Raw genomic sequence first — 25,323 nt, 5'->3', positions numbered from 1 at the left:
GTCGTGGTGAAACCGAGCACCTGGAAACGCCGGTTGCCGGGCCCCGGTAACAAAAGCCGCCGCACAGGATTGAGCGGGGTCGGTTTGTCGTACGTATGGTCGTTGAGGGGGTCTCGGCACCGGCGGGCGAGAGGCGGCTAGCAGCGATGACTCACGGTATGAGAACGGACACGCACACCCCCCACTTCGGCAACGGAGGAGACTGGCGGGACACCGCCGTCCGCTACGCCCTCCTTCCCCTACGGGTCTTCCTCGGCGTCACCTTCATCTACGCCGGCCTGGACAAACTCACCGACAGCGCCTTCATGAAAGACGCCGGTTCCGGCTCGATCGGCGACATGATGCGCGCCGTCCGCGACTCCTCCGCCATCCCCGCCCTGGTGGACCTCTCCCTGAAGAGCCCTGTCGGCTTCGGATATGCCATCGCCTTCGGAGAACTGGCCGTCGGCATCGGCACGCTGCTCGGCCTCCTCGCCCGTCTGGCCGCACTCGGCGGCGCGCTGATCTCCCTCAGCCTGTGGCTGACCGTGAGCTGGGCCTCCGACCCGTACTACTACGGCAACGACCTCGCCTACCTCATGGCCTGGATCCCCCTCGTGCTCGCCGGCGCTCCCCTGTTCTCCGTGGACGCCGCCTTGCGGTCGCGGCGACGGCAGCGGACAGGGGGTTACCGGTAGCGTCCGGAGGCTGCGCGGTGGGCGTGGTCTGCGTCAGGCGGCCATGTCCGGGCCGGGCTCGTCGGTGGCACGGCCCGACGCCCGGCGCCGGCGTATCCGGCCCGTCACGAACGCCACCGCGCCGGCCAGGAAGAGCCCGCCCGTGACGAGGGGTATCGCCGCGAACCACGGCGTCTCCCAGGCGCCGCCCGCGTCACCGGCGTAGAGGACGCCCGCCAGGGCGAGGACGGTGCCGGCGACCAGCTTTCCGGGGTGGAGTTCATGACGCAGCACGGGCCACCTCCGCCTGTCCCATGCCGACCTGGAGATCCAGGTCGATGGTGCCCGACTTCGTGACGCCCTGGGCGGGGGAGAGGGTTATCTCCTTGTGCCGGCCCGGTTGCACGTCCACGTCCTTCTCGTCGTCGCCCGGCAGCTGGAGGTCTCCGATCCCGACCTCGACGCTCAGCCGCACGGTCACGTCCTCGGGCACGAGTACTTTCACCCGGCCCACGCCGATGTCGGCGCGGGTCGTGACGGTCTGGTTCCGGTCCAGGGCCACCCTGGTCAGGTCCAGGGTGCCGACGCCCGTGCCCAGGTCGTACTGCCGGTGTACGCCCGCCACCGTGGTGGGCTGCCAGGTCGTGCGCTCCCACTGCGTGCCGATGTCCTTGGGCAGTGCCGCCGAGCCGGCGAGCAGCCCGGCCGTGATGATCGCCAGGAGGATCGAGCCGGCGCCGGTCCGCCCCAGGAAGGCGCTGACCGCTATGCCCAGACCCAGAACGGCGAGCGCGCAGGACAGGCCGGTCTGCAGACTCGTGCCGAGCGGGTGCTGGTCCCAGGTCAGGCTCGTGCCCAGCGCACCCGCGAGCAGGGCCAGCAGGAAGACCCAGCCGCCGATCCGGCGGGGGCCGCGCGGCTGGGGCGGCCGGGTGCGCGGGACGGGTATGTCCTCGCGGTCGCCGGCCTGGGTGCCGAGGCTGATGTTGATGGCCGCGGCGACGTCCAGGTCGCGGGTGTCGCGCGGGCCCCAGAGGTAGCCCGTGCCACCGATGTGGGTGCCGTCCTTGACGATGGGATCGCGCCACCAGGACGGGTAGGTGATGAACACCGGCGGTGCCTGGGGTTCGGGCGGGGCGTCGGCGGCGGCCTGGGCGGCCAGCGGGTCGGGGCTGGGCGCGCCGCGCTGGCGCGACCAGTAGCCGGCGCCCGCGAGGAGGAGGGAGAGGACGACGGCGAAGGTCAGCACCCCGCCGTTGTTCAGCAGCGTCAGGAACACGCCGCAGCCGACCAGCGCGAACAGCACCGCTGTCAGGGCCTGGCCGTCGACGCGGCCGGTCAGCAGCTTGCGCACCTCGTTCTCGTCCTCGTCGTCGTAGGGCACGACGAGCCAGGCGAAGCCGTAGAAGAGGAGGCCGATGCCGCCGGTGGCGGACAGCACCGCGAGGGTGATCCGGAAGATCACCGGGTCCATGTCGCACTGCCGTCCGAGCCCGGCGCAGACGCCGGCCAGGGCCTTGTGGCGGCGGTCGCGCCGGAACCTGTGCGGTGGTCCGGGCGGGGCGGCTTCCCCCACGGGGCCGGCCGCGGCGGGCGCGGCATCCTGCGACCCGGCGCCCGGTGCGGGGCGCGGGCCGGAGCCGGGTCCCGGACCCGTCGCGGCGTGCTCGTGATCGGTCATGGGTCCATGGTGACGGGCGCGGCGGCGCTGCGGCAGCCGGAATGACCCTGGCCGGACCCTGATATCGGCCCTGAGGGGCGGCTCGGGAAGCGTTCGAAGGCCTGGGCTCGGAGATCAGGGGAGTCTTAGGGGCCGACCCTGATGCTCCGGACTTCCGGCCGTGTGACCATCAATGGCATGTCGGAAGCCGCAGCAGCGCCACTCGCCGAACCGCGGCCGCCGCGCAAGCTCTACCGCAGCAGTGACGGACGCTGGCTCGGTGGTGTGGCGCGAGGGCTCGCCGGGCACCTCGGGCTCCCCGTGGTCTGGGTTCGGCTCGTCTTCATCGGCCTGTTCATGGCCGACGGCCTCGGTGCGCTGCTGTACGCCGCGTTCTGGTTCTTCGTCCCGCTCGGCGTCGGCGGCGTCGAGGCGCAGAAGCCGCCGTCGCCGGTCGCCTCGGAGACCTCGCCCGACGGCCGCCGCAGACTCGTCGCCCGCAGGCCCGACAAGGGCCAGATCGTGGCCCTGCTCCTCATGGTCGTCGTGGCCATGGTGTTCGTGGGCAATGTGAACCTCAGCGGCGGGGCCAGGGCGTATCTCTGGCCGGCGGTGCTCGTCGGCGCGGGCGTCGCCCTGGTCTGGCGGCAGGCCGACAACGCCCGCCGGGCCCGCTGGGCCGAGGTCGGCCGCCGCCGGCGTACGGTCACGCTGCTGCGCTCGGTGGGCGGTGTGCTGCTGGTGACGGCCGGCGTCTCCGGCATCTTCGTCATGCAGGGCTCCGCCGCCCACCTCGGCTCCGTCCTGCAGGCGGCGCTCGCGGTCCTCGTCGGGATAACGCTTCTCGCCGGGCCGTATCTGGTGCGCATGACGCAGGACCTCTCCGAGGAGCGCCTGATGCGCATCCGCGCCCAGGAGCGGGCGGAGGTCGCCGCGCATGTGCACGACTCGGTGCTGCACACCCTCACCCTGATCCAGCGCAACGCGGAGAACGCGAGCGAGGTGCGCCGCCTCGCCCGCGCCCAGGAGCGTGACCTGCGCACCTGGCTGTACAAGCCGGAGGGCACGGGCAAGGACGAGGCCGACGAGCCCGCCACCCTCGCCGACGCCGTGCGGCGCAACGCGGCGGAGGTGGAGGACAAGCACGGCGTGCCCATCGAGGTCGTGGTCGTCGGCGACTGCCCGCTCGACGAGAGGATCGCCGCACAGATGCAGGCCGCGCGCGAAGCAATGGTGAACGCCGCCAAGTACGGTGGCGAGGGCGGAGCCGTACAGGTCTTCGCCGAGGTCGAGGGGAAGACGGTCTTCGTGTCCGTCCGGGACCGCGGCCCCGGCTTCGACCTCGACTCGATACCCGCCGACCGGATGGGTGTCAGAGAATCGATCATCGGCCGCATGGAGCGCAACGGCGGTACGGCGCGGCTGCGCGCGGTGCCGGACGGCGGCACGGAGGTCGAGCTGGAGATGGAGAGGGCGGAGAAGACGTCATGAGCGACCCGACCGAGGCGAACGGTACGGCGGGATCGGCGGAGGCGGCCGGGCCCGCGGAGTCGGACGGCGGCACCGGCGGTCGCCGTGTGCGCGTGGTCCTGGTCGACGACCACCGCATGTTCCGTACGGGGGTCCAGGCCGAGATCGGGCAGACCGAGCAGACCGGAGTCGAGGTCGTCGGCGAGGCCGCGGACGTCGACCAGGCGGTCACGGTCATCACCGCGACCCGGCCCGAGGTGGTCCTCCTCGACGTGCACCTGCCCGGTGGCGGCGGTGTCGAAGTGCTGCGCCGCTGTGCCCCGTTGATGGCCGACACCGAGCAGCCCGTCCGCTTCCTCGCGCTGTCCGTGTCGGACGCCGCCGAGGACGTGATCGGCGTGATCCGCGGCGGGGCCCGCGGGTACGTCACCAAGACGATCACCGGCACGGACCTGGTCGACTCCATCTTCCGTGTCCAGGAGGGCGACGCGGTCTTCTCCCCGCGGCTGGCCGGGTTCGTCCTCGACGCCTTCGCCTCCACGGACGCGCCGCCGGTCGACGAGGACCTGGACCGCCTCACCCAGCGCGAGCGCGAGGTGCTGCGGCTCATCGCCCGGGGATACGCGTACAAGGAGATCGCCAAGCAGCTGTTCATCTCCGTGAAGACGGTCGAGTCGCACGTCTCGGCGGTCCTCCGCAAGCTCCAGCTCTCCAACCGGCACGAGCTGACGCGCTGGGCGACGGCCCGCCGGCTGGTGTGACCGTCCGGTAGTCGCGCCGACGATCATCCCGTTACGCTGTGCCCGACGGGAGGAGGGCTCGCATGCTGCTGCGTTTCCGTACGGCGAACCTACGGTCACTGCGCGACGAGCAGGAGCTGTCCTTCGTCGTCCCACCGGGTGAGGAATCCGACGCGGCGCGAACGGTGCAGCTCTCGGATGGCAAGCAACTGGGTATCTACCCAGTGATAGGAGTCTTCGGCGCCAACGCCTCGGGGAAATCCAACGTCATCACCGCATTGAAGAAGATGAGAAGTGCGGTCCTGGATTCCTATGGGTTGTGGACTTCCTACACCGGTGTCCCCGAACGCGAGCCCTTCGTCCTTGATGTCGAGTCGGCAGGCAAGAGCACCTTTTACGAGGCGGACTTCGTCCTGGACGACGGGGTGCGTTGGACCTACGGCTTCGAGCTCGGGGACCGACGGGTCGAGTCGGAATGGCTTCACGCCTATCCCAAAGGCCGTCGGCAGGTCTGGCTGGACCGGGATGCTACGAGGGACAACGTTTACGACTTCCCGGGCGACCGTGTTCAGGACCGGGCTCGTCTGGCACGTTCCACGCGTCCCAATGCGCTGCTTCTCAGTCGCGCCGCGAGCGACAACCATCCCCAGCTGTCCCGCATCTACAGTTGGTTCCGGTCGAACCTCTGGGACATCACTCCTGAGACCGAGCTGAAGGACCGAGAAGGCTACACGGCCCAGCAACTCCTCGACGACAGGAACAGCGAGCGGGTCCGGGACCTGCTGAGAGTCGCTGACCTGGGAATCCAGGGTGCCGAAGTAGAACGCCAGCCGGGAGGCAGAGCCCCCACGGTGAGGTTGCTGCACGGAAACGACCGTGACACGGCGGTGGCCCTCGACTGGGCTAAGGAGTCGTTCGGTACCCGTTCCTGGTTCGCTCTGATCGGCCCGCTCCTCTTGGCCCTCGACAGTGGCGCCGTACTGCTCATCGACGAACTCGACGCGAGCCTGCACCCGAAGTTCGCATCCGAGGTGGTCAGGCTGTTCCAGGCCCCCTGGTCCAACAAGAAGAACGCCCAGTTGCTCTTCACCTCGCATGACGCTTCCCTCCTGAAGAGTCCCCGAGGAGGGCGGCTTCTCGAACCGGGGCAGATCTGGCTGACGGAGAAGGACAAGCGCGGAGCCACCGAGCTGTACCCGCTGAGCGACTTCGACCCCAAGCCTGAAGAAGACCTCGAGGACTCGTACCTGGCCGGTGCCTACGGTGCCGTACCGAACGTCGACCAGGGCCAGATCGGACGCAAGGTGCTCACGGCACTGGCAGGGGAGGCAGAGCGTTCCTGATGGCGAGGGACAAGGGGCGGGACAATCCGGCACGGGCCAAGCGACAGCGGAAGCTGCGGCGCGAGGTGTACGTCTTCACCGAGGGCGCGGTCACGGAACCGGGCTTCATCACCTTCGTGACCGAGAACGGCACGCGCAAGGAGCCCGGCCACGAGATCGTCTGCAAGGTCGAGAACCGCAGTGCGCCGACCAAGCGCCGCAAGCCGCTTCCCCTGGTGGAAGAGGCCATCACCAAGTGGCGTGAGGTCCAGCGCGCGGCCAGGAAGGCCGGAATCGGGCCTGACGACTGGAACTGGCCACAGGTGTGGTGTCTGTTCGACCGGGATCAGCACGAGGACATCTCCACGGCGTTCTCCAGGGCCAGGAGGGAGGCCATACACGTTGCCTACTCCCACCCGTGTTTCGAACTGTGGCGACTGCTGCACTACCAGAACTACACGAGCACCTTCGCGGGAGTGTGCGACAGCGCGGCGGACATGCTGAAGCAGCAGTCGGGTTTCGCGCAGACCTACGGTCCCACGATCCGTTCCGTCTCCCCGGAACAGGCCAAGCAGATCATGCCCGGTCAGCTGAGCGGCCGGTACAAGACGGCGCAGCGTTACGCGGAGCGTCTCGCTCGCCGCCACGCCGGCCGCCAGGACCAGAACGGATGGGACCCGTACACGGACGTCTGGAGGTTTGTCGAGGACGGCCTGGACGTCTCCGACTACTGACCGGGCGGTCCCCGGACCATTCAAGGCCACCGCGCGCATACGGTGAATGCGGCCTTACCGAAGACCGTAGGCTTCCGTTTGCATCCTCGCGTTGCCATACGAGGGGGCGACCGGAAGTCGATCAGTCACCAGGGGAGAGCCGTACGTGGCCAAGCTCACGCTCGCGCAGTTGGAACGCCATCTCTTCGCGGCGGCCGACATCCTGCGCGGCACGATGGACGCCGCCGAGTACCGCGACTTCATCTTCGTGCTGCTGTTCCTTAAGAGGGTCAACGACGAGTTCGAGGCGGCCCGCGAGGCGATCATCAAGGAGCGCCTCGCGGAGGGTGACACCCAGGAGGAGGCGGAGGACGAGGCCGAGTCGTACCAGTGGTACGACGCACACGGCGCGATCTTCGTCCCGGAGACCGCCCGCTGGGACCACCTGGCGGGCGCGGTCGACAACGTGGCCAGTGAGTATCTCCAGCCCGCCCTGGACGCCCTCGAACGCCAACCCGGCAACAGCGAGCTGCGTGGCCTCTTCGCGCACGTCAATTTCAACCGCATCGGCGGCGGCAGTGCCCGCCAGTCGGCCGCCGAACTGGCCGACAAGCGCCTCGCTGCTCTGATCGACCACTTCGGCAGCATCCGGCTGCGCGGGGAGGACTTCGAGTTCCCCGACATGATCGGTGCCGCGTACGAGTACCTGATCAAGGACTTCGCGGACTCGGCGGGGAGCAAGGGCGGCGAGTTCTACACCCCCCGTGCCGTCGTCCGCATGATGGTGGAACTGGCCCGCCCGCACGGTGACATGAGGGTGTACGACCCGTGCGTGGGCTCGGGCGGCATGCTCATCCACGCCATGGAGTACGTAGACGAGCACGGCGGCGACTCCCGCAACCTGGGCCTCGCCGGGCAGGACGCCAACAGCGGCTCCTGGGTGATGGCCACGATGAACATGTTGTTCCACGGTGCGAAGAAGTTCTCCCTGCGCACAGGCGACACCCTGACTAACCCCCTCCACCCCGAGGGCGGCTTCGACCTCGTCCTCAGCAACCCGCCCTTCTCGATGGACTACAAGAAGGACGAGGTCCCGCGCCTGAAGGCGCGCATGCCCCACGGCGAGACGTCCGAGCGTGGCAAGGCGGACCTGATGTTCCTCCAGCACATGCTGGACATGGTGAAGCAGCGGTCGGGCGCGGTTTTCACGGTCATGCCGCACGGTGTGCTCTTCCGGGGTGGCGAGGAACAGAAGATCCGCGCGAAGCTGCTGATGGAGCACGACCTGATCGAGGCCGTCATCGGCCTCGCGCCGAATCTGTTCTACGGCACCGGCATCCCGGCCTGCGTGCTGGTCCTGCGCCCGCCGAGCCGGCGCCGCCCCGACCGCCGGGGCAAGGTCCTCTTCATCAACGCGGACCGTGAGTTCCACGCCGAGCGAGCGCAGAACGTCCTCCTTCCCGAGCACATCGAAAAGATCGTCTCGACGTTCCACTCGTGGCAGGACGACGAGGTCTTCGAGGACGTCTCCGGTTTCGCGCGCGCGGTGACGCGCGACGAACTGGCGGAGAACGACTTCAACTTCAACATCCGCAGCTACGTCGACAACACCCCGCCACCGGAACCGCAGGACGTTCGGGCGCACCTGGTGGGTGGCGTGCCGGTGGCGGAGATCGAAGCGAAGAAGCCGCTGCTGGACGCGTACGACATCGAGGTGTCGGACCTGTTCGACGTACGGGATGACGACCCGGCCTATGTCGACTTCCCCGAGCCGGAGCGTCGTCCGGACGCGGCGCGTCTCGCTGAGCTAGCGAGCGGGCGGGAGCGGAAGCTGTGGGATGCCTTCGACGCGTGGTGGGCGGCGGAGGCTGAGCAGATCGCGGCGCTTGAGCCCGTGGACGGCGACGACCGCACCGACCAGGAGCGCAAGGCCCAGCTGGCGCGGCTGCGGGGGGACCTGATCGGCAGCTTCCGCGAGCGTCTGCTGTCGGTGGGGCTCCTCGACCGGTACGCACTCGCGGGTGCGGTGGCCGGCTGGTGGCACGACGCGAAGAACGAGTTGAAGGCGTTGTCGGTGAACGGCTTCGCGGGCGTGGTCGACGGCTGGGTCGAAACGGTCCATACGATGCTGGCCCCGGAGCCGGACCCGCGCACGGGAGGCCGCCGGGAGCGGACGGCGGCGGAGCGGCGGCAGGCCTACGACCACAAGGTGATTGCCGCGATCGCGCCGAAGTTCCTGGAGGACCTTGCGTCGGCGGAGCGCACCCACGCTGAACTGGACGCGAAGGTGAAGGCGGCACAGGAGGCGGAGGCTGCGCTGGCCGAGGCCCGGCAGGCAGCACTGGACGGCGACGACTCCGAGTCGGGTACGGACGAGGGCGGCGGCATCGATCCGGCGCTGGCGGAGGCCGTCCTGAGCAAGACCGAGATGCGGGACCTCGTGAAGCGGCGTACGGAGGCGAAGCGGCTGGTCGAGGACCTGGAGGACGGGTTCTGGCCGGTGGCCGCGATTCGCCTACGACGGGAGGCGGAGCGGGAGAAGGCCGCGAAGAAGAAGGCGGTTCCGGGTTCCGGCAAGCGAAAGCGGGCGGTTGCGGCGGAGGAGGGGACCGGCCAGGGGGCGCTCATAGAGCTCCCCGTTACTACTGAGGTAGAGACACCGGTTGCCTCCGAGCCGTTGGAAGCGGGCCTCACCAAGGCTCGCAGAGAGCTGGCCGAGAGAGGTGGCGAACGGGACGTGGTACTCGACATCCTCCGTGCCGACCTGTCGACCAAGCTCGACGGTCATGTGGTGCGGCGCCGACGGAAGTTGGTGGAGGCTTATCGGGTATGGGAGCAGAAGTACGGGGCCTCTTTGCGGGAGATCGAAGGGCGGCGGGAAGCGGCTGCGGAGGCGTTGGAAGGATTTTTGAAGGAGCTGGGATATGTCGGATAGTGGCTGGCTGCGGGTTCCGCTGAACGACGTGGTCACTTCCGTCGATTACGGGATCTCGGAACCCCTAGTCAACGATCCTTCCGGGCTACCAGTTCTGCGCATGAACAACCTGCAGGACGGCCGGCCCGAGGTCAGTGACCTAAGATACTGTCCCGGCCGCGTGCCCGAACGACTCTATCTGCGGCGTGGGGATGTGTTGTTCAACCGCACGAACAGCATCGACCTCGTTGGGAAATCGGCGCTCTGGACGAATGAGCTGCCAGCGGCGACGTTTGCCTCCTACCTTGTCCGCTTGAACCCGAACAAGGAAAGAATCCTGCCGGAGTACTTGGTCGAGTGGCTTCAGCATCCAGTCACTCGTCAACGCGTTCGGGCTATTGCGACGGTCGCCGTCCAGCAGGTCAACGTCAATCCGACCCGACTATGTCAGTTGGAAATCGACATGCCTGCAAATCTCGGCAAGCAGCGGCACATTGTCGAGGTGCTTGATGCGCTGGGCGAGAAGGAGCGTGCCATCGAGGCGGCGATTGCCAAAGCGCGTTTGATTCGTCAAGAAGTCGCCCGTCAGTTGTTGTCGCGTGCGGGGACGGCGTTTGTAGCTGTCGAGGACGTTGCTGTTGTGGGATCTGGCAGCACCCCGTCCCGCTCCCGCTCGGATTATTGGACGGAAGGCGCCATCCCCTGGGTGCGTACGGCTGAAATCTGCTTCGACGTGATTAGTGAAACTTCTGAGTGCATTACGAGGAAGGCGGTAGCGGAAACCGGCCTTCGCGTTTATCCGCCTGGAAGCGTGCTTCTGGCCATGTACGGCGAAGGGGTCACGCGGGGGAGAAGTGCAGTCCTGGGAACCCATGCGACTGTCAATCAGGCTACTGCGGCCATCGTCTGTGATCCACAAAAGATCGACTACAGGTATCTCTACTACTGGCTCGAGGGGCACTACGAGGAGATCCGTAAGGTCGGCCATGGGTCCAACCAGACGAACTTGAACGGTGCTCTTGTCGCGGCAATTCGGCTTCCGCTTCCGCCAGTCGAAGAGCAGGGTGCCATCGTTGCTCCCATTGAAGCATTCGACGCCAAGCTCAGGTCGGACGCGTTGGAGTTGGAGAAGCTTCGAACGCTCCGCCGGGGCGTATTGGATAACCTGCTGTCGGGGAAACCCTGCGAACTCACCGCGTAGCTACTCCACGGCGCTGAGGGCCAGCTCGTACCACACCTCCTTGCCGATGCCGCACTCCCTTCTCTCTGCGCCCCAGTCGTCCGCCAGCGCTGCCACCAGCGCGAGGCCCCGGCCCGACTCGGCGTCCAGGGATGTCGTGCCCGGGGTCGGGAGTGTGTCGTCCGCGTCGGACACCTTGACACGGACCCGGTCCTCCGTGACGACGCAACGCGCCCAGATCTCACGGCCGACCGGGACCTTCGTGTGGCGGTACGCGTTCGTCATCAGTTCGCTCAGGAGAAGCTCCGCCGTGTCCGTCACCTCCTGTGGCAGCCCCCAGGACGCCGCCTGTTCGCGGAACAGGGCGCGTGCCCTGCCCACGCTTCGGGCGTGACGCGGCAGGCGCCACTCGATGTCCTTTGGGGCGACTGTCGTAGGGAGTGGGGGCCACGGGGTCTGCATGCGCTGTACACCCCTTGCGTTGATGTTTTGGCGTTTGGCCAGATCACGGTCCCGGGTCGCGCCTAGCCTCGCGAGTAACGGCGTGGGTACAGCGGGTGGTTGTACCCGGTGTGGATCCGGCGGAGGTGTGTGTGGCGACCGAGGCGAACTCCCAGCCGCCGATTGCGTGGCGGTACTGCGGCAGCCAGATCAAGCTGTGGCGTACGGACGCCGGTGTCGGTCGGGAGGCGCTGGCCAACGAGGCCGGTTACGACTACGAGTACGTCAAATCCATGGAGAACGGCCGCCGTCGGCCCACGCTGCGGTTGCTGCAGATCGCCGACCAGGTCTGCGGGGCCGGTGGGAAGCTCGTTGCGGCTCAGGAGTACTTGAAGCCAGAGCCGTTTCCCGCCCGATCAAAGGAGTTCATGGCCATCGAGGCGGAGGCCATCAGCTTCTCCTGTTACGAGCCGCTGCTCATGCCCGGCTTGTTGCAGACGGAGGAGTACGCGCGGGCTCTGATCGGGGGTAGCTGCCCGCCGCTTGACGATGAGACCGTTGCTGAACGTGTCGCCGCCAGGCTGCGCAGGGCGGAGGCGCTGAGGCGCAGAACCGGCGTGATGTACGGCTTCGTCATCTACGAGGCTGCGTTGCATACCGGGGTGGGCGGAGCAGAAGTCATGCAGAATCAGTTACAGCATCTGCTGAAGGTCGGCAGCCTTCGCAATGTGTCGATCCAGATCTTGCCGTTCGGTCGCTGTGGCGGAGTCGCGCTTAACGGGCCGATCGTGCTGCTGGAGACTGGGAAGCATGAGCTCTATGCCTTCGCTGAAGGGCAGGGAACGAGTGCCCTGTACGCCAACCCGAGCAAGGTCAGTGAGCTGGCGCGCAAGCATGGCATGATCCGCATGCACGCTCTCAGCGTTGAGGAGTCTGCCGAGTTCATCAGAAGGGTGGCTGAGAATCAGTGAGCGACCACCTCATATGGATCAAGTCCAGCTATAGCGACAGTGAAGGCAGCAACTGCCTCGAAGTCGCCCTCGAGCGGCGCAAGTCCAGCCGCAGTGACAGTCAGGGTGGCGCCTGCCTCGAAGTGGCCCCCTGCCCCCATGTCATCCATGTCCGAGACTCGAAGCTCGGCTCCCGGAGCCACCGGTTCGCCGTCGCCGGAGCCGCCTGGACCGCGTTCGTCGCGTACGCCCGTACCGACGCTTGAGTTTCGAGCGTCAAGGCCCGGGAGTCGAGCGCCGTTTGTAAGGAATGGGTGGTTGGTTTGAACCCACCACCCACCCTCCCGGGCTCGCAGTGGCGAGTCGTCCAGTGCTCAACCTGCGCCCCTGCCAGGCGACATGACTTTTTGTGACCGGCTTGCGACGCGCCGTCGTCACCCTCTAGCGTTCGCGACAACAAACAACCCCGGTCGGGTGCTACCAACACCCGCCGGGGTCTCACCCCAAGATCGGTTAGGACGATCTCGTGGCTTGTGAAAACTCTAACGCTGCTCTGCCCACCCCCGCACACCCCACGGCCAACCCCGGCTACGGAAAACGAACCGTCCGGGCCGAGCCCGGCGCCGCCGCCCGCGCCGCCGACTTCTCGCACATGCCTCCCCGCGAGGCCTACATCGCCGCATTCATCGACCGGCTGCCCGACGGCGCTGCCATGGACATCAAGAGCCTCGCCAAAGCACTGCCCCTGTACGGTCAGCAGGCTGTCAGTAGCGCCCTCACCGCCCTGTCCCGCGCCGGGCACCTGCACCGCGCTCGGGGTCTGGCCGCCACCGGCGACAACGGCACACGCTGGGTGTTCCGTACGTACTGGTCCCGCACCGCACGGGACGACGCCTGGTGGGCGACCTTCCTGGGCAGCGGCGAGGCCCCGGACACAGCCCAGGGCGGTGACGTACCGGCCCCGGACAGCACTGTCGCGCCGGACGTCAACCCGACGCCCGACCACACCACTCCATCCACCGACGCCCCAGCCGAGCCCGCGTCCGCCGAACCGCGCGCCACCACCGCCTACCGCGTCCTCGCCCGGCTCGGCAGCATCGAACCCCGGCTCGCCCTGTCTGCCGCGGACTGCGATGCCCTCACCGACTTGGTCATCCCCTGGCTGGAGCGCGGAGCAAGCACCGTGTCCGTGATCCAGGCCCTGACCGCCGGCCTGCCCGACGCCGTCCACGCGCCACGTGGGTTCGTCGCCCGCCGACTGCGGGACAAGCTGCCGCCCCAACCTATGCCCGCCTCCGTATCGACGGTTTCCGATGAGCCCCACTCGGACCGTCCCCGCCGTCTCATGCCGGAGTGCACCGAATGCGGCGTTCCAGGACGCCCCGCTGCCTTCGTCGGTGGCCTGTGCCGGGGCTGCCGTACGACCGCCGTACAAGGTGCTCCCAGCCCAGTGCCTCAGTCCGGTTCACAGCCGCGCCGACAGAGCACGGACGGCCTCGTCCGCGAAGCTCTCGCCGCCCGTGACCGTCGACAATCAGCCAAATTGCGCCCTCACACGGCAAGTCACCCGTCGTAGCTGCGCGGACTCGTGTCACCCACGCCTCACGGGTCGCAGAATGAGGGAACGGTCAGCGGCTTGACGGTCGTTGCCCGAGCGTCAGCGCGGTCGCACGGAGAGGCACGGGGGACATGACACGGGGCACGGCCGAGCGGGACGAGACGGAACTGCCGATCATCGACCAGATGAAGGCGATGGGATGGCGGCACGTCCACGGGCCCGACCTCAGCAAGGCGGACCCCGACGGCGACGAACGTGCCTACAGCGATCTGCTCCTGCTCAAGCGGCTGCGCTCCGCCGTCCGGCGCGTCAACCGGCTCCCCGGCAACGGCGGCTCCTGGATGACGGACGCGGACGCCGATGCCGCCATCGACGACCTGCGGCGTACGGCACGTAATGTCGCGACCACTTCTCTCGTCGCCGTCAACGGTGAAGTGACCAGCCGGCTGATCAAGGGAACGCCGGTCACCGGTGACGAGGAGCATCACCACGGCTCCACCGTGCACGCCCAGTTCATCGACTGGGACCTGGAGGGCCTGGACGACGCCCAGATCCTGAACAGGAACGATTTTCTCGTCGTCGACCAGCTGCGCGTACGCACCTTTGACGGAGCGGAGATCATCCTCGATCTCGTGCTGTTCGTGAACGGCGTCCCCCTCGCCGTCGTCGAGTGCAAGGGCCCGGACGTCAAGGACGCCATCGGCGAGGCCATCCGTGACCTGCGCGGTTACGCGGGTGTACCGCTCGACGACGACAACGGGCGCGACCGCCGTGACCCGCGCTCCCAGGTGCCCGAGTTTTTCGCCCCCGTGCAGCTGCTCATAGCCGCCGCCGGGAAGCACGCGGCGCTGGGCACCATCACGTCCGACGAGAACCACTTCGCGGCCTGGCGCAGCGTGACGCCGGACTACAACGACGACAAGGGCTTCGCCCGCGCGTTGCAGGAGGTGCGGCGGACCGACGGGACGCGGTTGCTCGAACCGGGCGGGGCGCCCACCGACCTCCAGCGTCTCGTCGGCATCGTGCTCAAGCCCCGCAATCTGCTGAACATCGTGCGGCACTACGTTTTCGAGATGCCCGTGAAGACGAAGCCGGGGGAGCCGCCCGTCACCGTCAAGGCCGTCTGCCGCCACCAGCAGTACCGTGCCGTCGAGAAGATCGTGCGCAAGCTGCGTACCGGGCGGACCGTGGACGATCCGGCCGCCGGGCGGGACGAGCGCGGCGGGGTCATCTGGCACACCCAGGGGTCCGGCAAGAGCCTCACGATGGCCTTCCTTGCCCGGAGGCTCCAGACCAGCCGTGATCCCGAGCTCAACCGCTTCACTCTGCTGGTCGTCACCGACCGGCGACAGTTGGAACAGCAACTGGCCGCCGCGGTTCGGGTCAGTGGGGCCGACGTGCGGGTCGCGCAGTCCCGCTCCGACGTGGAGGGCATGCTGGAACGCGCGGGCAGGCGCGGCGGACGTGCCGTCATCTTCACGATGATCCAGAAGTACCTCGGGCGGATCCCCGGCGTCATCGGCACCGGAGAGGGCGAGTCCAGCGACGACCGTGACCCGGTGGCGGAGTTCGAGGCCGCACAGGAGCGCCTGGCCGAGGGCGCGTCGGCCGAGGAGGCGTCCGATCCCACACCCGTCGACGCGGCTGTCGACGAGGTGCGCCGTCGTTTCACCGAGTGCAGCCCTTCGCCGTACGTCCTCGTGCTCGTCGACGAGGCGCACCGGTCTCACACCTCGGTGCTGCACGCCTGCCTCCGCGACTCCGTACCGAAGGCGGCACGGGTCGGCTTCACGGGTACGCCGATCATGAAGGGGCGCCTCTCGGACACCGGGCGGATCTTCGGAATGGAGCCGGACGGCGCATTCCTCGACTCGTACCTTATGGACGAGGCCGAGCGGGACAAAGTCGTCGTGCCCGTGCGCTACGAGGGCCGTACGGGCCCGGCCGGGGTACGCGACAAGGAAGAGCTGAACGGGAAGTTCGAGAACCTGATCGCCCAGCTGCGGACCGGGCAGCAGGCGAAGATACGGAGGCAGCTCAAGCCGACCAGCCGTACCGTCGCTGAGTCGCTCCCCGTGATCCGCGCCAAGGCCAAGGACATGCTGGAGCACTACGTCACCGGGCCGCTGACCGGCGGATTCAAGGCGCAGGTGGCGGCAGTGAGCCGCAGTGCCGCCGTGCTCTACCGGCACATGCTTAACGACGCCCGTGCCGAACTCCTGGCGCGGGTACGGGATTTCGACCCCAAGTCCCTGCGGCACAAGGACCTCGCCGACTACACCTGGGACGAGCTGGTGCTGTTGCGGGCCTGGCATTACCAGGAGATCCTGCGCCGGATCGACTTCGTGCCCGTCATCTCAGCGGGAAGCGAGAAGAAGCGCGGGCAATGGCGTGAGTGGACCGACCCGGTGGCCCAGCAGGAGCACGTCGAGCGGTTCCTGGAGCCGTTCCCACAGCTCCCGCCGGACAACCCGTGGGTGACGCACCATATCCCCGAGGATGATCCCGTGCCGGCGGGCGGCATCAGCCGGAACCCCTGGAGCGGGGTGGCCGACCCGCACGTCGAGGAACCGAGGCCCGTGGCCTTCCTCATCGTGAAGTCCATGCTGCTCACCGGCTTCGACGCCCCCATCGAGCAGGCGCTGTACCTCGACCGCCCGATCCAGGACGCCGAACTGCTCCAGGCCATCGCCCGCGTGAACCGCCCGCGACGCGGCAAGTACGAGGGCCGGGTCGTGGACTACTACGGCGTGCTGAGTGACCTTGCGGTCACCCTGCCCGCGTACAAGGGTGACGGGCGCGCGCTGCGGACGGTCCGCAGCCTCGACAAGGTCGAGGTCCCGGAGATGTGGGAGGCGGCGAAGAAGCTGAGGGAGTTCCTCACAGACCTGGGTATCACCGGCCTCGACACCCCCGGCGGCATCGCCCAGGGCATGCTCACGCTCGGCGACGAGGGCGCCAGAACCGAGTTCGACGCCCGTATGAGCCGCTTCACCTCCGCGCTGGAGCGCGTCTTGCCGCACGAGGCGGCGCTGAAGCTGGTACCCGAGGCACGGAACTGGACGCTGCTGCAGAAGCGGGTACGGCGGCACTACCGGGACGCCGAGGGCGGAACCTTCTCCGTACGGGCGTATGGACGCAAGGTGCGCGCCATGGTGGCGGATCACCTCGAAATGCCCGAGATCGAGCAGGTCATCGCGCCGGTCTCCATCCTGGCCCCGGACTTCGACGAGGTGGTGGAGCGCATCCCGGACGTGCGGGAGTCCGCCGCCGAGCAGGTGCAGGCGCTGCGCTACCACCTGGAGGAGAGGCGGAAGACGGAGGACCGGCCCGTGCTGCGGACCCTCTCCGAGGAGCTGGAAGTGATCCTGGAGGAGTTCGCGGGACGCTGGGATGAGATCAAGATACGTATCGGTCCGTTGATCGACCGGGCCCGGCAGGCCGAGGAGGTCGATCCCGAGGTCGCCGACCTGACGGCGGCCGAGCAGCAGCTCTACACGAAGCTCTCCGACCGGATGACCGAGGACCCGGCCTTCGACCTGCCAGATCCCGCCGTGCTCAGGAGCGTGACGGTCGAGCTCGCCGCGATCATCGAGCGCCACGTGTCGAGTGCCGCCTGGTCGGACAGCGAGGCGAGCCTGGACTCGCTGCACAGCGAGCTGTGGCGTGGACTGCGCCGGGCGGGCGTCAAGCCGAGGGAGCGTGCCAAGGAGCCCCTGGAGAACCTGTCGCAAGCGCTGACCGGGCACGCCCAGCGGCATGCGGCGGCGTTCCGGGCAGCGGCTCGGGGACAATAGGCGGCGTGCCGACGACTGCCGACCCGCGAGACCCGTGCCGAACCGTCCTGGAGGACGGTCAGGTGATCGTTGTGGGAGGCAGGGAGTTCCGTGTGGTCGTCAGCGAACGCCGCCGACGCCTTGGGCTCACGGTGGAACGCGACGGATCCCTCGTCCTGCGCGCGCCGCAGGGCTGTGACGCCGAGCGGGCGGAGACCTTCCTGCGGGAGGGCGAGACGTGGCTCGCCGACAAGCTGCGACGACGCGAGGACCATCCGTCGGCCCACCCTGTGCGTGAGTTCCGGGACGGCGAGACGTTTGCCTATCTGGGCCGTGCCTACCGGCTCCAAATCGGCGGCGAGGGGCAGGCCACTGTCCGGCTTGTCGCCGGTCGGATGGTGATCGGTGAAGGTCTCGTACGGGACCCGGTCGCGGCTCGACGTGCCCTGATCGGCTGGTACCGGAGTACAGGACAACGCTGGGCACAGGGCAGGCTTCAGCCATGGGCCGCGCGTATGGAGGTCCGGGAGCCGGACGTCGTCGTACGAGATGTCGGCAACCGATGGGGCACCTACCGGCAGGGCCACGGTGCTCGCGGGACCATGGCGCTGCACTGGGCTCTGTTCCAGCTGCCAGCTCACCTGGTCGACTACGTCATCGCTCACGAACTCGCTCACACCAGGATTCCGGGGCACGGAGCCGACTACTGGTCTCTGCTCCGGCAGGCCATCCCGGAGTGCGAGGAACGCAAAACAGAGCTGGATGACCTCGGGCGTCGGTTGTGGCTCGGAGACTTCCCAGAAAAAACCTGACCTCGTACCTCCTCCGCTGGCCGATTGCCGCCGGACAGCCCTCACACCACCCGGGTCGCCCCCGTGAACGGCATCTCGTCGAGCGGGGCGACCCGGACCGGGGCGGAGGGGCTCGGGGCGTGGATCATCCGGCCGTCGCCCACATAGATGCCGACGTGGCTGATGCCGGCGTAGAAGAACACCAGGTCGCCGGGGAGCAGTTCGGAGCGGGAGACGCGGCGGCCCGCGTCGATCTGGGAGTACGTCGTGCGGGGCAGGGAGACGCCCGCGGAGCGGTACGCGGCCTGGACGAGGCCCGAGCAGTCGAAGGCGTTCGGGCCCGTCGCACCCCACACGTAGGGGCTGCCGAGCTTCCGGTAGGCGTACGAGACGGCGGCGGCCGCACGGGAGTTGGGCGCCTGTGCGCTGACGGACCCGGGGACGGTCAGGCCGTCACGCGCACCCGTCGAGGAGCGTGAGGCGCGGTCCGTGCTCCTGGTGTCGCCGATGCGGGCACGTTCCTGCGCGGTGAGCCGGGACAGCAGCTGACGCGCGGATCCCAGCTTGCCGGTGATCGTCTTCTTGTGCCCTCTCAGCTCCGTCTGCCGCGATTTCAGGGAGGTCAGCTCGATGTGGGCGGCCCCGCGCAGCTGCTCGATCTCCCGGAGCTGCCGTCGTACGCGCGCGACGTCGGCCCGCTGCCGGTTGCCGGCCCGCTCGACGAACTCGGCGTTGTCGAGGTACCGGTCGGGGTCGTCGGACAGGGCGAGCTGGAGCGCGGGGTCGAGGCCGCCCGCGCGGTACTGGGCGGCGGCGACCGAACCCAGTGCCTCGCGGGCGGAGTTGAGCCGTTCCTCCTTGCGTGCCGCCTGGTCCTGGAGGTCCTTCAGCCGCCGTCCGGCAGCCTCGGCCTGCTCCTTCGCGCCGTTGTACTTCTCGGTGGCGACCTCCGCTTCCTGGTACAGCTCGTCCACCTTGGCCTTGACCTGGCCGGGGGTGAGCTCGGGTTCGGCGTGTCCGGTGCCGTCGAAGCCCGTCGCGGTCGCCGCGCCCGCGAGGGCGATCGTGGCGGCCGTACGGGCCGTGTTGCCGCTCGCGGAGCGCCGGCGGGGCTTGCGGTGCGCTGCCACCTGGGGGCCACGTCCTTTCCTGCGACCGCCGACGGGTGTGTACGGCCGCCAGGGGGAGCGGACGGGCGGCGCGCGTCCGGCGGCGGCCCGCACAGGGGAAGCGGACCGCCGCCGGACCTTTCGGCGGTGGTGTCCGACTGCCGCCCCTGGCCCGGGCGGCGGTGGGGAGCCGGGCACCTGGTGGAGGACGCTAAACCTCGCCGCGGCGGCCCGGTGGCGGGTGCGCGGAAGTGTCCCGAGAGGACCGGCGGTGACCGTATGCGACCGAGATCTCGTCTCAGCGCCGTCGACTTAACTCAGCGTGATGACCGATGCGCCGAATCACGGGCGCGGGGCGGCGGACGGGTGCTATGGGGCGCATATATGCAACCGACGGGCCGGTGCGGGCGGCTGTGGAGCCCCTCATTAGGCTCCGGCCTCATGGACGTACTCATCCACCTCTTCGTCGGCCTCCACATCATCGGCATCGCGTCCCTCCTGGGCGGCTTCCTCACCCAGATGAAGGCGATGGGCGAGGGCACCGCCCGCTACACCCCGGCGATGCTGCACGGCGCGCTGACGATGCTGGTCACCGGTGTGATCCTGGTCGGCCTCAACCAGGCCGACGACCAGTCCGTGAACAACATCAAGATCGGCGTGAAGCTGGCCCTGCTGATCGTGATCCTCGGCCTGGTCTATGTGAAGCGGGACGACGAGAAGGTGGACAAGGGCCTGTTCGGCCTGGTCGGGGCGCTGACCACGGCGAACGTCTTCATCGCCGTGCTCTGGACCTGACCCGGCCGGGCACGACGCAGGCCCGGGCCGAGGTGACCGCCCAGGCGGTGACCACGAGCCACGCGGCCACCGAGACCCACAGCAGTACCTCCCCGAGGCCGTCGAGCCAGGAGACGTCGAGGGCGGCGGCGACGGCCAGTGCCGCCGTCGCCGTCTTGGCCCAGGTGAACACGGTCGCCCAGCGGCGGATGTCGGTGCGGGGCCGGGGCCGTAGGAACTCGGCGGCGAGCAGGACGGCGCAGCAGACCAGTGTGACCACGAGCAGCACGACGGTCACATGGCGCAGGACGCCGCGGTCGTCGACGTTCCACAGGTACAGGTGCGCGCTGTCGGAGCTGATCAGCCGCGCCCCGGCAAGCGCCGAGAGCGCGAGCGCCCCGGCCACGAGCCATTGGTCACCGCGTCCCTCGTCCACCTGCCGCACATCGAAACGGGCCAGGGCGAGGACGTACAGCACGAGCCCCAGCCAGAACAGCACCAGCGCCGCGTGGGCGAGCCAGGCGGCCGACTCGGCAGCGGCGAGCGTGGCGCCGAGCACGGCGAGCCCCTGCGTGGCCATGCAGCGCGCGAACACCGTCCCGGGCCTGCGCCGCTCCCCGCCCTGCGCGGGGAGGGCCAGCGACACGGGCCAGAGCAGTACGGCCAGCACCAGCAGGGCCGCGGCCAGAGCCTGCGAGCCGGCCGCCGAGAAGCCGGTGCCCAGGACGGCCGTCGCCGCCACGGTGGTGAGGGCGGCCGGCGCCACGGTGTCCACAAGACCCGGCACCCCCGCCTGCGCCCGCCACCTCGTGCCGGCCGGCAGCAGCCGCAGGGTGAAGTCCGCGGCGAACATCAGCCAGGCCGCGCAGGCCAGGCCGAGGGCGATGCGGGAGAGGACGCCGTACCCCGCCAGATCCAGGCCGACCGACAGGGTGCCGGTCGTCAGCACGGCGGCACTGGCGGACGGCGCGCGCTGCGCCCACCAGTCGGTGGAGGGGGAGGGGGAGGGGCCGGGCATGGGGCCGATGCTAGGAGGCGCCGCGCGCGATGTGAGCGGGGCACGCGCGCGGGGCGCCTCAAAAACGCGCGAGCGCCCTCACGCGCGCGTGCCCTCAGTGACCCGCCTGCCGTGACTACGGCCCTCAGGCCGGCCGCACCACGCTGTGGATCGCCGACTCGCCGTCGTAGTAGATCGACTCCTCGCGCACGTAGGTGCCGGGCTTCGGGGCGTGGATCATCATGCCGTTGCCGATGTAGATGCCGACGTGGGTGACGTCGTCGTAGAAGAAGACCAGGTCACCGGGCTGGGCGTCGGCCAGCGGGACCGTGGTGCCGGCGTTGACCTGGTCGTAGGTCGTGCGCGGCAGGGTGACGCCCGCGGCCTTCCAGGCGGCCTGGGTGAGGCCGGAGCAGTCGTAGGAACCGGGGCCGACGGCGCCCCAGACGTACGGCTTGCCGATCTGGGCGCGGGCGAAGGCGAGCGCCTTCTCGGCCTTGGTGGCGTACGAGGAGTCGGCCGGGGCCGTCGAGGTGGACGAGCCGGAGCCCGCCGACGAGGAGCCGCTGTCCTGCTGCTGGGCGGTCTGCTCCTGCTCCTGCGCCTGTTGCTGCGCGGCCTGCTGCCGGGCCAGCTCGGCGGCCTTGCGGGCGGCCTCCTGCTGCTTCTCCCGCTCGATCGCCGCGAGCCGCGCCTTCTCCTCGGCGGTCAGCTTCGACAGCAGGTCGCGCGCGTCGGCGAGCTTCCGCTGGACGGTGGCCTTGGCCGTCTTCAGGTCGCCCTGGGTCTCGGTGAGCGTCTGGAGGCTCTCGGTGGCCTCCTGGCGCTTCTTCATCGTCTCGGACTGCTGGGTGACGTAGTCGTCGACCGCGACCTTCTGACGGCCGGTCATCCGGTCCATCAGCTGGGTCTGGTCGAAGTAGTCCTGCGGGGTGTCCGCGAGCAGGAACGTCGCCGTGTCCGGGGCGGAGGCGCCGGTGCGGTACTGGGCGGCGGCGAAGGAACCGAGTTCCTCCCGTGCCTCGTTGAGCTTCTGGGTGCGCTTGGCGACGTCGTCGAGGAGGGTGTCGACGCGCTTGCGCTGCTTGGTGGTCTTCTCCTTGGCCGAGTTGTACTTTTCGGTCGCCGACTCGGCCTGGCGGTACAGGTCGTCGACCTTCTTCTCGACTTCCTCGAGACTCGGCTTGTCGTCGGCCTCGGGGGCGGCGTTGGCCGACTGGGACAGCAGGGCGACGGACGTGAGGGCCGCCGTTGCAAGGGCGGGGGTCCGTATGCCTGCGACGCGCGTACCAGCGGGACGCGACTTGCGGTGCGACGCCAAGGGAGGCGACTCCTTCCGTGCTCCGCCTACCGGGTTAGCTGTCGGGTTCGGGCGGGTACATCGGAAGGGTTGCCCTACGGCCGTCTCCGCGGAGGGAGTCGGGCCGATTCACCCCAGAGTTCTCGGTTGGGTCCCCGGCTCCGGCTGCCGCTGCGGCACACCGGACTCGGCGGAGGCCGCGCGGCCCGGCGACGTTCGCCGGTGGGGGTCGTGCGGCCTGCCCGCACGGTAGCCAACTCGTGTGGCCCTTGTGAAGGTTGATGGGTGATATGCCCGATACATTTTCGTGACCTTATCCCGGAGCGTCGCCGAGAGTGACCGGTCGAGGGGGGTTGGTCACGAGTCGTCCATAATCGTGACGTCCGTAGCGGGCTGTGATCATGCGGGGATACAGGGTGACGAGGGGGTCCTTTCGGCGATGTTCTCAGGGCGGCGGCGGGCTGTCAGTGGGGCGCCCTAGACTCGGAGAGCGATGAGCAGCCTCTTTGACGACAGCTTCCTGGCGGACCTCCAGGCCCAGCGGGGCCCCGCGGACGAGCCCCCGCCGCCACCCGAGGACGATCACGTACCGGAGCCGGTTCCGGACGATCTGTTCGGCGGGAAGTTCGACGTGCCCCCGGACCGGGACGCCTACTACCGCGACGGCGCCCCGCGCCCGGTGGTGGACACCGCCGCCCTCCTGGAGGGGCTGAACGACAACCAGCGCGCCGCCGTCGTGCACTCCGGCTCCCCGCTGCTCATCGTGGCCGGCGCCGGCTCCGGCAAGACCCGTGTGCTCACCCACCGCATCGCCCACCTGCTCGCCGAGCGGGACGTACACCCGGGCCAGATCCTCGCGATCACCTTCACCAACAAGGCCGCGGGCGAGATGAAGGAGCGCGTCGAGCAGCTCGTCGGCCCGCGGGCCAACGCGATGTGGGTGATGACCTTCCACAGTGCGTGCGTGCGCATCCTGCGGCGCGAGAGCAAGAAGCTCGGCTTCACGTCCTCCTTCTCGATCTATGACGCCGCCGACTCCAAGCGCCTGATGGCCCTGGTCTGCCGTGACCTGGACCTCGACCCCAAGCGCTTCCCGCCGAAGTCCTTCAGCGCCAAGATCAGCAACCTGAAGAACGAGCTGATCGACGAGGAGGACTTCGCCGCCCAGGCCACGGACGGCTTCGAGAAGACCCTCGCCCAGGCCTACGCGATGTACCAGTCGCGGCTGCGCGAGGCGAACGCCCTCGACTTCGACGACCTGATCATGACGACGGTCAACCTGCTGCGCGCCTTCCCGGACGTCGCCGAGCACTACCGCCGCCGCTTCCGCCACGTGCTGGTCGACGAGTACCAGGACACCAACCACGCCCAGTACGCCCTCGTCCGGGAGCTCGTCGGCACCTCCGAGCACCCCGTCGACGTACCGCCCGAGGCCGAGGTCCCGCCCGCCGAGCTGTGCGTGGTGGGTGACGCCGACCAGTCGATCTACGCCTTCCGCGGCGCGACGATCCGCAACATCCTCCAGTTCGAGGAGGACTACCCGGACGCGACGACGATCCTGCTGGAGCAGAACTACCGCTCCACCCAGACGATCCTCAGCGCGGCCAACGCGGTCATCGAGCGCAACGAGTCCCGCCGTCCCAAGAACCTGTGGACCAACGCGGGCGCGGGCGCCACGATCACCGGGTACGTCGCCGACACCGAGCACGACGAGGCGCAGTTCGTCGCCGACGAGATAGACCGCCTCACGGACGCCGGCAAGGCCAAGGCCGGCGACGTCGCCGTGTTCTACCGCACCAACGCCCAGTCCCGTGTCTTCGAAGAGGTCTTCATCCGCGTCGGCCTGCCCTACAAGGTCGTCGGCGGCGTCCGCTTCTACGAGCGCAAGGAGGTCCGGGACGTCCTGGCCTACCTGCGCGTGCTGGCCAACCCGGAGGACTCGGTGCCGCTGCGCCGGATCCTCAACGTCCCCAAGCGGGGCATCGGCGACCGCGCCGAGGCGATGATCGACGCCCTCGCCCAGCGGGAGAAGATCAGCTTCCCGCAGGCGCTCAAGCGCGTCGACGAGGCGTACGGCATGGCCGCGCGCTCCACCAACGCCGTCAAGCGGTTCAACACGCTGATGGAGGACCTCCGTACGATCGTCGAGTCCGGCGCCGGACCGGCCACCGTGCTGGAGGCCGTCCTGGAACGCACCGGGTACCTCGCCGAGTTGCAGGCCTCCACCGACCCGCAGGACGAGACCCGGATCGAGAACCTCCAGGAACTCGCCGCCGTCGCCATGGAGTTCGAGCAGGAGCGCGGCGAGGAGGAGCGGGGCACCCTGTCCGACTTCCTCGAGCAGGTCGCGCTGGTCGCCGACTCCGACCAGATCCCCGACGAGGAGGACGGCGACGGCGTCATCACGCTGATGACCCTGCACACCGCCAAGGGCCTGGAGTTCCCGGTCGTCTTCCTGACCGGCATGGAGGACGGCGTCTTCCCGCACATGCGCGCCCTCGGCCAGACCAAGGAGCTGGAGGAGGAGCGGCGCCTGGCGTACGTCGGGATCACGCGTGCGCGGGAACGGCTGTATCTGACGCGGTCCACGCTGCGCAGCGCCTGGGGCCAGCCGTCGTACAACCCGCCCTCGCGCTTCCTGGAGGAGATCCCGCCGGCCTACGTGGAGTGGAAGCGGACGGGTGCCACCGCGCCCGCGTCCTCCGGCCCGGTCTCCGGGGTGGCGGCCTCGCTGTCGTCGTCCCGCTCCCGTTCGTCCGCGTCGGGCGCGTCCGGTTTCGCCACGCGCCGGACCTCCGAGAAGCCGGTCGTGTCCCTGGCGGTCGGGGACCGGGTCACGCACGACCAGTTCGGGCTCGGGACCGTCGTGGCGGTGAAGGGCACGGGCGGGAACGCCGAGGCGACCATCGACTTCGGGGACACCAAGCCGAAGCGCCTGCTGCTGCGGTACGCGCCGGTGGAGAAGCTGTAGC

Annotated in this window: 20 protein-coding genes and 1 riboswitch; of the genes, 14 read left to right on the top strand and 6 right to left on the bottom strand. The window is 69.0% G+C overall.

Translation table 11 applies throughout. The annotated features are described in order from the left end of the window. The first annotated feature begins 146 nt into the window (after window positions 1-146). A complete protein-coding gene (locus MQE23_RS17490) occupies window positions 147-677 on the top strand; it encodes a DoxX family membrane protein (protein ID WP_037668567.1) in 531 nt (176 codons plus the stop codon). Between the two features lie 33 nt (window positions 678-710). On the opposite strand, the gene MQE23_RS17485 is transcribed toward MQE23_RS17490, so the two are convergent. Together MQE23_RS17485 and MQE23_RS17480 are read right to left on the bottom strand one after the other, a co-directional pair. Then, on the bottom strand, window positions 711-950 hold the full coding sequence (locus MQE23_RS17485) for a hypothetical protein (RefSeq protein WP_243379568.1): 240 nt from the start codon (window positions 948-950) through the stop codon (window positions 711-713). Further along, entirely contained in the window at window positions 937-2,337 is a 1,401-nt protein-coding gene (locus MQE23_RS17480) for a PspC domain-containing protein (RefSeq protein WP_243379567.1), read from the bottom strand. The genes MQE23_RS17485 and MQE23_RS17480 overlap by 14 nt, the downstream gene beginning before the upstream one ends. 177 nt (window positions 2,338-2,514) lie before the next feature. Between MQE23_RS17480 and MQE23_RS17475 the strand changes: the two genes are divergently transcribed. The 6 genes from MQE23_RS17475 (at window position 2,515) to MQE23_RS17450 (ending at window position 10,676) form a co-directional block, all read left to right on the top strand. Further along, window positions 2,515-3,807 (top strand): ATP-binding protein, encoded by a 1,293-nt coding sequence (locus tag MQE23_RS17475; protein ID WP_243379566.1) that lies wholly within the window; start codon window positions 2,515-2,517, stop codon window positions 3,805-3,807. Further along, entirely contained in the window at window positions 3,804-4,547 is a 744-nt protein-coding gene (locus MQE23_RS17470) for a response regulator transcription factor (protein ID WP_020271967.1), read from the top strand. Before MQE23_RS17475 ends, MQE23_RS17470 begins: the two co-directional genes overlap by 4 nt. A 62-nt stretch (window positions 4,548-4,609) precedes the next feature. Then, complete coding sequence (locus MQE23_RS17465; RefSeq protein ID WP_243379565.1) at window positions 4,610-5,869, top strand: ATP-binding protein; 1,260 nt, start codon at window positions 4,610-4,612, stop codon at window positions 5,867-5,869. Further along, window positions 5,869-6,582, top strand: coding sequence for an RloB family protein (locus MQE23_RS17460; protein WP_243379564.1), 714 nt, complete (start codon window positions 5,869-5,871; stop codon window positions 6,580-6,582). Before MQE23_RS17465 ends, MQE23_RS17460 begins: the two co-directional genes overlap by 1 nt. Window positions 6,583-6,727: 145 nt before the next feature. Continuing rightward, window positions 6,728-9,496 carry a class I SAM-dependent DNA methyltransferase gene (locus tag MQE23_RS17455; protein WP_243379563.1) on the top strand — a complete coding sequence of 923 codons (2,769 nt, stop codon included), beginning with the start codon at window positions 6,728-6,730 and terminating at the stop codon, window positions 9,494-9,496. Continuing rightward, entirely contained in the window at window positions 9,486-10,676 is a 1,191-nt protein-coding gene (locus tag MQE23_RS17450) for a restriction endonuclease subunit S (protein WP_243379562.1), read from the top strand. Before MQE23_RS17455 ends, MQE23_RS17450 begins: the two co-directional genes overlap by 11 nt. Here the strand turns inward: MQE23_RS17450 and MQE23_RS17445 are convergent, their stop codons facing one another. After that, window positions 10,677-11,117, bottom strand: a complete 441-nt coding sequence (locus tag MQE23_RS17445) for an ATP-binding protein (RefSeq protein ID WP_347710136.1) — start codon at window positions 11,115-11,117, stop codon at window positions 10,677-10,679. Between the two features lie 131 nt (window positions 11,118-11,248). Here MQE23_RS17445 and MQE23_RS17440 point away from each other — a divergent pair, with 131 nt between their 5' ends. From MQE23_RS17440 to MQE23_RS17420, 5 genes are all read left to right on the top strand, one after another. Next, window positions 11,249-12,067 (top strand): helix-turn-helix transcriptional regulator, encoded by an 819-nt coding sequence (locus MQE23_RS17440; protein ID WP_243379560.1) that lies wholly within the window; start codon window positions 11,249-11,251, stop codon window positions 12,065-12,067. Beyond that, window positions 12,064-12,312: a DUF397 domain-containing protein gene (locus MQE23_RS17435; RefSeq protein ID WP_243379559.1), complete on the top strand. Its 249-nt coding sequence runs from the start codon at window positions 12,064-12,066 to the stop codon at window positions 12,310-12,312. The genes MQE23_RS17440 and MQE23_RS17435 overlap by 4 nt, the downstream gene beginning before the upstream one ends. Before the next feature lie 260 nt (window positions 12,313-12,572). Continuing rightward, on the top strand, window positions 12,573-13,622 hold the full coding sequence (locus tag MQE23_RS17430) for a MarR family transcriptional regulator (RefSeq protein ID WP_243379558.1): 1,050 nt from the start codon (window positions 12,573-12,575) through the stop codon (window positions 13,620-13,622). A gap of 113 nt (window positions 13,623-13,735) precedes the next feature. Further along, window positions 13,736-17,401, top strand: a complete 3,666-nt coding sequence (locus MQE23_RS17425) for a type I restriction endonuclease (protein WP_243379557.1) — start codon at window positions 13,736-13,738, stop codon at window positions 17,399-17,401. A gap of 62 nt (window positions 17,402-17,463) precedes the next feature. Beyond that, window positions 17,464-18,192, top strand: a complete 729-nt coding sequence (locus MQE23_RS17420) for a SprT family zinc-dependent metalloprotease (protein WP_243379556.1) — start codon at window positions 17,464-17,466, stop codon at window positions 18,190-18,192. 41 nt (window positions 18,193-18,233) lie between these two features. Here the strand turns inward: MQE23_RS17420 and MQE23_RS17415 are convergent, their stop codons facing one another. Further along, a complete protein-coding gene (locus tag MQE23_RS17415) occupies window positions 18,234-19,301 on the bottom strand; it encodes a C40 family peptidase (RefSeq protein WP_243379555.1) in 1,068 nt (355 codons plus the stop codon). 420 nt (window positions 19,302-19,721) lie between these two features. On the opposite strand from MQE23_RS17415, the gene MQE23_RS17410 reads away from it, so the two are divergent. After that, complete coding sequence (locus MQE23_RS17410) at window positions 19,722-20,075, top strand: hypothetical protein (RefSeq protein ID WP_010036449.1); 354 nt, start codon at window positions 19,722-19,724, stop codon at window positions 20,073-20,075. Here the strand turns inward: MQE23_RS17410 and MQE23_RS17405 are convergent. Then, window positions 20,053-21,072 (bottom strand): hypothetical protein, encoded by a 1,020-nt coding sequence (locus tag MQE23_RS17405; RefSeq protein ID WP_243379554.1) that lies wholly within the window; start codon window positions 21,070-21,072, stop codon window positions 20,053-20,055. The genes MQE23_RS17410 and MQE23_RS17405 overlap by 23 nt on opposite strands. A gap of 124 nt (window positions 21,073-21,196) precedes the next feature. Then, window positions 21,197-22,372 (bottom strand): C40 family peptidase, encoded by a 1,176-nt coding sequence (locus MQE23_RS17400; protein WP_020269456.1) that lies wholly within the window; start codon window positions 22,370-22,372, stop codon window positions 21,197-21,199. Between the two features lie 8 nt (window positions 22,373-22,380). Then, a riboswitch (cyclic di-AMP (ydaO/yuaA leader) is annotated at window positions 22,381-22,554 on the bottom strand. Between the two features lie 290 nt (window positions 22,555-22,844). Here MQE23_RS17400 and pcrA point away from each other — a divergent pair. Next, window positions 22,845-25,322 (top strand): DNA helicase PcrA, encoded by a 2,478-nt coding sequence (gene pcrA, locus MQE23_RS17395; RefSeq protein ID WP_243379553.1) that lies wholly within the window; start codon window positions 22,845-22,847, stop codon window positions 25,320-25,322. Window position 25,323: the final 1 nt, after the last annotated feature.

The sequence above is a fragment of the Streptomyces sp. HP-A2021 genome, from assembly GCF_022807935.1.
Taxonomy (GTDB): Bacteria; Actinomycetota; Actinomycetes; order Streptomycetales; family Streptomycetaceae; genus Streptomyces; species Streptomyces afghaniensis.
Note: the sequence above shows the minus strand (reverse complement) of the source record. Positions and strands in the feature narration are given on the sequence as shown.